5 protein-coding genes are annotated in these 3,700 nt (G+C 52.9%); all 5 read right to left on the reverse strand.

Going from position 1 to position 3,700, the window contains the following annotated elements:
- Nucleotides 1-649: ABC transporter ATP-binding protein (locus KKE17_08995; GenBank protein ID MBU1710125.1), on the reverse strand; the 649-nt coding region annotated here is incomplete at its 3' end.
- Nucleotides 646-1,671, reverse strand: a complete 1,026-nt coding sequence (locus tag KKE17_09000; protein ID MBU1710126.1) for an iron ABC transporter permease — start codon at nt 1,669-1,671, stop codon at nt 646-648. The genes KKE17_08995 and KKE17_09000, both read right to left, overlap by 4 nt.
- Nucleotides 1,646-2,566 (reverse strand): cobalamin-binding protein, encoded by a 921-nt coding sequence (locus KKE17_09005; GenBank protein ID MBU1710127.1) that lies wholly within the window; start codon nt 2,564-2,566, stop codon nt 1,646-1,648. The genes KKE17_09000 and KKE17_09005 overlap by 26 nt, the downstream gene beginning before the upstream one ends.
- The gene (locus KKE17_09010; GenBank protein ID MBU1710128.1) at nt 2,563-3,264 is read right to left on the reverse strand and encodes an energy transducer TonB; all 702 of its coding nucleotides are present in this window, start codon (nt 3,262-3,264) and stop codon (nt 2,563-2,565) included. Before KKE17_09010 ends, KKE17_09005 begins: the two co-directional genes overlap by 4 nt.
- Nucleotides 3,254-3,688: a biopolymer transporter ExbD gene (locus KKE17_09015; GenBank protein MBU1710129.1), complete on the reverse strand. Its 435-nt coding sequence runs from the start codon at nt 3,686-3,688 to the stop codon at nt 3,254-3,256. The genes KKE17_09010 and KKE17_09015 overlap by 11 nt, the downstream gene beginning before the upstream one ends.
- Between the last annotated feature and the right edge of the window lie 12 nt (nt 3,689-3,700).

A 3,700-nucleotide genomic window follows, 5' to 3' on the forward strand; every position in this document is an offset into this window, starting at 1 on the left:
CCCCGTCTTTGAGCAGAAGAAGCCGGTCACCATACATTGCCGCCAGATTCAGATCATGGGAAACCATGACAATGGTTGTATTCCTCTCCCGCCTGAAGCGCTGCATGAGATCCATTACATTAATCTGATGCGCAGGATCGAGAGATGCAGTGGGTTCGTCAAGGAGGATAATATCCGGCTCCTGGCATATGGCCTTGGCAATTATCACTCTTTGCCGCTCACCGCCGCTCAGCTGATCCAGACGTCTGCCGGCGAGATGCCTGATATCCGTGAACTCCATGGCCTGCTCCGCAATCTCATAATCCCTCTTTCTTTCAATACCAAGAAGGCCGAGATAGGGGCTTCTGCCCATAAGCACTGTTTCAGCAACCGTGAATGGGAAATCAAAGGGAACATTCTGAGGCACAACCGCCATGACGCGGGCCAGATCCCTTCTGGGGTAATCCGAAATGGCCTTCTGCTGAATACGCACCGTACCTGATTCAATCTTCTGTAGACCGGCCATGGCTCGGAGAAGGGTGGTTTTTCCGGAGCCGTTGGGACCGATTATCACAAAAAACTCACCGGCCGGAACATCAAATTCCATGGCCCGCAACACTTGTTTCTCGCCGAAGTGAAGGCTCAAGTTTCTGACACTGAGGGCGTTCATCGCTTTGCCCGCCACAATAGAAAAATGAACAACGGCGCACCGATCATCGCCGTGATGATTCCCACCGGCATCTCGCCCTGAGAGGGGAGAGTCCTGGCCAGCAGATCACAGAAAATAAGATACGATCCTCCTCCCAGCAGACATGCAGGCACCAGCAGACGATGATCCGGCCCAAGCATCATCCTCAATACATGGGGCACGACCAGCCCGACAAAACCCACGAGACCGGACTGACAGACCACGATACTCACCATCAATGAGGTGGCGATCAGCAATACCATGCTGACCAGATTGACGTTTATTCCCGATGCAGCAGCGGCCTCCTCGCCCATGAGCAGCAGATTCATCGGCCGGGCAAGAATCAGGATCAGAATAAAACAGGGAATTACGGCCAGGAGTACCGGCATTCTTTCCTGAGTAAACATCGAAAGATCGCCCATCAGCCAGAATAATATATGATGCATCTGGGAAGTCTTTGTCAGTGAGATCAAAAACATGATCACTGCGCCGCAAAAGGCGTTCATCATCACCCCACCGAGCAGCAATGAATCCTTATTTAAAATCGATCTTCCGGCAGCAAGAGCAAGTACCAGGGCAAGAATCCCCATACTGCCGATAAAGGAGGTGAGCGCGATACCGGGAAAGTTCGAAAAACCTGCAATGATGCCCAATATTGCGCCCACTGCCGATCCCCCGGAAACTCCAAGGATGTATGGTTCTGCAAGGGTGTTGCGCAATAATGCCTGGAACACCAGCCCGCCCAGGGCAAGAGTCGCTCCCACGGCAGCGGCCAGGGCAACCCGAGGCAGGCGCACCTGCCAGATGATCGTCCAACTCATTGAGGAAGTGTCCACTTTGCCGGTAAGAGCGGCAAGGGTCTGGGCAAAATCAACCCCGGAAGGTCCAACGGAAATTCCAATAAAGGCGCAGACCAGCAAAACAATGCCAAGGAGGATGGTCACCCCGATAAGCCGGGTTATCACCGGTGGAAAACTCTCAGTCACCGCCGCCCCCCTTTTCATCAGGATGAATAATGTCGGCAAGGACTTCAAGGCCTTCCACCAGCCTGCTGGTCGGCCGCCCGAAAAGATTGGCGTCAACAACATACAATCGGTCGTTGCGACTGGCCGGAACATCCTTCCAGCGCTTCCAGGTTGCGATGAGTTTTTCAGGGGTATGCTCGCCTGCCATTGAGGTCATGATCACCACCTGCGGCTGCAGCATGAGTATTTCCTCCCAGCTGAACCGGGGATAAACCTCTGCCCCGGCAGCGGCGTTCACTCCTCCTGCAAGAGTTATCAGCTCATTGATGAAAGTGTTGGTGCCGATACTGATAATCGGCTCGATATCCACCTGGAAAAAAACCTTGGGCCGACCGGCGACCTTATCGACCTTCTGCTTGACGCGGTCAATCCTCTCCTGCATATCCCGAACCAGTTCGCCGGCCCGTTGTTCGGCGCCGAGCAGCGAGCCGATCTCAAGTATCGTTTTCATGATCTCTGCAAGGTTTTGCGGATCTATGGCAAAAACAGGTATGCCGAATTCTTTAATCTTATCGATATGATACTTGGGGTTTCCATCTTTGATCGCCAGACAGAGATCCGGCTGCAGAGCCAGGATGCGTTCAATATCAAGACGGATATAGGATCCAACCCGGGGCAAATCCCGTGCTGCGGCAGGATAATCGCTGAACCTTGTAACCCCTTTGAGTTTGTCTTGCTGTCCCAGAGCAAAAATCATCTCGGTAATGCTTGGCGCCAAGGAAACAATGCGCTGGGGCTCTTTGGGTACCTCAATCCGGTTGCCGGCCTGATCAATAACTGTGGCGGCCAACCCCGGAGGGCAGCAGACAAGGACGAAAAACATAACCGTCACGATAAAAGAACCAGGGGTTTTATACGATTCGGAAACATTCATTTCAACACAAACCTCACCGGCACCCGCACCCACATGGATACCGGTTTGCCGTTTTTCAATCCAGGTTCAAACTCCCAGTTTTCCACGGCGGCAAGCGCCACCCGGTCAAGGGCCTTGTAACTGCTTGTCCGAAATATCTTCAACTCTTCCACCCTGCCCCGGTCATTGACAAAAACCTCAAGCAGCACCGTACCCTCCTGCCTGTTTCTCCTGGCCGAAGCCGGATATTTTGGCGGTGGGTTCTTTTTATAAAGCGGCCGGGCCAGCTGAATAATCTCTCCTTGCACCGGCAACTGCTCATCCATCTGCGGCTCAAGTGCTTCCGGCTCCATCATAAGCTCTTCAGCCACTTGCATTTCCAGCTCATTTTGTGCAAAAAGCTCCTGGGCCGGCAGAATTACCGGCCGCGGCAATTCCCGGACCGTGACATCAACACCTTGCACTGACTGAAAAGGAGGCGCATGGACAACAGGCAGGGGAACAACAGTTGCCGGGATTTCCGAAAACGATTCCGGCCCGGTCTTTTTTTCCGGTGGCCTGACGGTCTGCCGCGCGGCAAGGGTCATGGTCACCCTGCGGGGTTCAACAGCATCAGAACGGCCCTCCCCGGCCCAATTGAATTCCGTCTGAAACAGAAATATATGGACAGATAAGGAAACCGTTAATGCCGCTATTATCCGGTATTGTCTACTTGTCATCCGCCTGCATGGAAATCCGGCTCAAACCGGCCTGATTAATCCGGTCAAGCATATTAAAAATCTGTTGGTAATCAATACTGCTGTCGGCAAAAAACAACACGCCGGGTTCAATTGCCGGCTGTGATCTGCGCATTTCATCGGCTTTTACCTGCAGATATCTGCTGAGTTCACCAATCACTACAGGTGTTTCATCAACAAAAATCCTTGCCTGCTCGCCGGCAACCGGTGCCTGGATGGTTACGGAAAGAATGCTGTTTTTTTCAGGAATTGCCGCGGCAGAACTGGGAAGATCAACCGGCAGACCGCGATGCACCGCCATTGACAGCATGGCATAGATAAAGACCACCAGGAGGAGAAAAACAATATCAATGAGCGGCAGCATCTCTATTCGGGCTTTTCTGCGAACCGGGATCGAAAGTCTCATTCTTCCTCCAGG

The sequence above is a fragment of the Pseudomonadota bacterium genome (assembly GCA_018823135.1).
Classification (GTDB): domain Bacteria; phylum Desulfobacterota; class Desulfobulbia; order Desulfobulbales; family CALZHT01; genus JAHJJF01.

What these genes read in the sequence shown, in the direction of transcription:
- KKE17_09000 (MBU1710126.1), bottom strand. Translation starts at nt 1,671, where the DNA reads ATGAAAAGGGGGGCGGCGGTGACTGAGAGTTTTCCACCGGTGATAACC.
- KKE17_09005 (MBU1710127.1), bottom strand. Translation starts at nt 2,566, where the DNA reads ATGAATGTTTCCGAATCGTATAAAACCCCTGGTTCTTTTATCGTGACG.
- KKE17_09010 (MBU1710128.1), bottom strand. Translation starts at nt 3,264, where the DNA reads ATGACAAGTAGACAATACCGGATAATAGCGGCATTAACGGTTTCCTTA.
- KKE17_09015 (MBU1710129.1), bottom strand. Translation starts at nt 3,688, where the DNA reads ATGAGACTTTCGATCCCGGTTCGCAGAAAAGCCCGAATAGAGATGCTG.